The 3227-nt window shown below is 55.1% G+C and carries 1 rRNA gene; it reads left to right on the forward strand.

Annotation, left to right across the window (positions count from 1 at the left end):
• Nucleotides 1-44: 44 nt before the first annotated feature.
• Nucleotides 45-3179, forward strand: a 23S ribosomal RNA gene (locus tag QM596_RS29545).
• Nucleotides 3180-3227 lie beyond the last annotated feature (48 nt).

Consider the following 3227-nt stretch of genomic DNA (forward strand, 5'->3'; position numbering starts at 1 on the left):
TTGTGTGTTGTTTGAGAACTGCACAGTGGACGCGAGCATCTTTGTTGTAAGTAATGAAGAGCGTACGGTGGATGCCTTGGCACCAGGAGCCGATGAAGGACGTAGGAGGCTGCGATAAGCCTCGGGGAGCTGTCAACCGAGCTGTGATCCGAGGATGTCCGAATGGGGAAACCCAGCACGAGTGATGTCGTGTTACCCGCGCCTGAATATATAGGGCGTGTGGAGGGAACGTGGGGAAGTGAAACATCTCAGTACCCACAGGAAGAGAAAACAACCGTGATTCCGTGAGTAGTGGCGAGCGAAAGCGGAAGAGGCTAAACCATGGGTGTGTGATAGCCGGCAGGTGTTGCATTCGTGGGGTTGTGGGGTTCATTTTGTCTGTTCTGCCGAGCAGGCCAACAGTAAGAAATCACAGGGTTAGTGGAAGTGGTCTGGAACGGCCTGTCGTAGAGGGTGAGAATCCCGTACACGAAAACTTTGTGACTGTTGTAATGGAAACCCAAGTAGCACCGGGCCCGTGAAATCTGGTGTGAATCTGTCGGGACCACCCGATAAGCCTGAATACTCCCTGGTGACCGATAGCGGACTAGTACCGTGAGGGAAAGGTGAAAAGTACCCCGGGAGGGGAGTGAAATAGTACCTGAAACCGTGCGCTTACAATCCGTCAGAGCCTTCGAACAGTTTACTGTTGGGGGTGATGGCGTGCCTTTTGAAGAATGAGCCTGCGAGTTAGTGGCATGTCGCGAGGTTAACCCGTGTGGGGTAGCCGTAGCGAAAGCGAGTCCGAATAGGGCGATCGTAGTGGCATGCTCTAGACCCGAAGCGGAGTGATCTACCCATGGCCAGGTTGAAGCGACGGTAAGACGTCGTGGAGGACCGAACCCACTTAGGTTGAAAACTGAGGGGATGAGTTGTGGGTAGGGGTGAAAGGCCAATCAAACTCCGTGATAGCTGGTTCTCCCCGAAATGCATTTAGGTGCAGCGTCGCGTGTTTCTCACCGGAGGTAGAGCTACTGGATGGTCTAGGGGGCCCACAAGCTTACCGAAATCAGCCAAACTCCGAATGCCGGTGAGTGAGAGCGCGGCAGTGAGACTGCGGGCGATAAGGTTCGTAGTCGAGAGGGAAACAGCCCAGATCGCCAGCTAAGGTCCCTAAGCGTGTACTAAGTGGAAAAGGATGTGGGGTCGCGAAGACAACCAGGAGGTTGGCTTAGAAGCAGCCACCCTTGAAAGAGTGCGTAATAGCTCACTGGTCAAGTGATCCTGCGCCGACAATGTAGCGGGGCTCAAGTACACCACCGAAGCTGCGGCATTCACGCAATAGCCCCCCTTCACTCTGCGGAGTGTTGGGCAGGTGTGTGGATGGGTAGGGGAGCGTCGTGTGGCCATGGAAGCGGCAGGGTGACCTAGCCGTGGAGGCCACACGAGTGAGAATGCAGGCATGAGTAGCGAAAGACGAGTGAGAAACTCGTCCGCCGAATGACCAAGGGTTCCTGGGCCAGGTTAATCCGCCCAGGGTGAGTCGGGACCTAAGACGAGGCCGACAGGCGTAGCCGATGGACAACGGGTTGATATTCCCGTACCCGTGTGAACGCGCCCATGGTGAATCAGTGATACTAACCATCCTGAAGCCACGAGAAGACCTTCGGGTCTCGAGTTGGTGGATGCATGGGACCTGATCTGGTAGTAGCCAAGCGATGGGGTGACGCAGGAAGGTAGCTGAGCCAGTCAGTGGTAATACTGGTGTAAGCGTGTAGGGCGTGACCTAGGCAAATCCGGGTCACACATAGCCTGAGACGTGATGCGTAGCCGATTGAGGCGAATTCAGTGATCCTATGCTGCCGAGAAAAGCCTCTAGCGAGCTTTCACACGGCCCGTACCCCAAACCGACACAGGTGGTCAGGTAGAGAATACTAAGGCGATCGAGATAACTATGGTTAAGGAACTCGGCAAAATGCCCCCGTAACTTCGGGAGAAGGGGGGCCCTGTTTGGTGACGACATTTACTGTCTGAGCTGGGTGGGGCCGCAGAGACCAGTGAGAAGCGACTGTTTACTAAAAACACAGGTCCGTGCGAAGTCGTAAGACGATGTATACGGACTGACGCCTGCCCGGTGCTGGAAGGTTAAGAGGACCGGTTAGTTCCTTCGGGAGCGAAGCTGAGAATTTAAGCCCCAGTAAACGGCGGTGGTAACTATAACCATCCTAAGGTAGCGAAATTCCTTGTCGGGTAAGTTCCGACCTGCACGAATGGCGTAACGACTTCTCAGCTGTCTCAACCGTAGACTCGGCGAAATTGCATTACGAGTAAAGATGCTCGTTACGCGCGGCAGGACGAAAAGACCCCGGGACCTTCACTACAGCTTGGTATTGGTGTTCGGTTCGGTTTGTGTAGGATAGGTGGGAGACTGTGAAACGGTGACGCCAGTTATCGTGGAGTCGTTGTTGAAATACCACTCTGATCGAATTGGACCTCTAACCTCGGACCATGATCTGGTTCAGGGACAGTGCCTGGTGGGTAGTTTAACTGGGGCGGTTGCCTCCCAAAATGTAACGGAGGCGCCCAAAGGTTCCCTCAGCCTGGTTGGCAATCAGGTGTCGAGTGCAAGTGCACAAGGGAGCTTGACTGTGAGACTGACAGGTCGAGCAGGGACGAAAGTCGGGACTAGTGATCCGGCACCGGCAAGTGGAAGCGGTGTCGCTCAACGGATAAAAGGTACCCCGGGGATAACAGGCTGATCTTCCCCAAGAGTCCATATCGACGGGATGGTTTGGCACCTCGATGTCGGCTCGTCGCATCCTGGGGCTGGAGTAGGTCCCAAGGGTTGGGCTGTTCGCCCATTAAAGCGGCACGCGAGCTGGGTTTAGAACGTCGTGAGACAGTTCGGTCTCTATCCGCCGCGCGCGTTAGAAACTTGAGGAAGGCTGTCCCTAGTACGAGAGGACCGGGACGGACGAACCTCTGGTGTGCCAGTTGTTCCGCCAGGAGCACCGCTGGTTAGCTACGTTCGGAAGGGATAACCGCTGAAAGCATCTAAGCGGGAAGCCTGTTCCAAGATGAGGTTTCTCACCCCCTCGAGGGGGTAAGGCCCCCGGCAGACCACCGGGTTGATAGGCCAGAACTGGAAGTGCAGTAATGCATGCAGGTGACTGGTACTAATAGGCCGAGGACTTACCACAAAGAAGCTACGCGTCCACTGTGCGGTATCTGAAACAACACACAGATAC

Source organism: Rhodococcus sp. IEGM 1406, assembly GCF_030056745.1.
In the GTDB taxonomy this organism is placed as follows: domain Bacteria; phylum Actinomycetota; class Actinomycetes; order Mycobacteriales; family Mycobacteriaceae; genus Rhodococcus_F; species Rhodococcus_F erythropolis.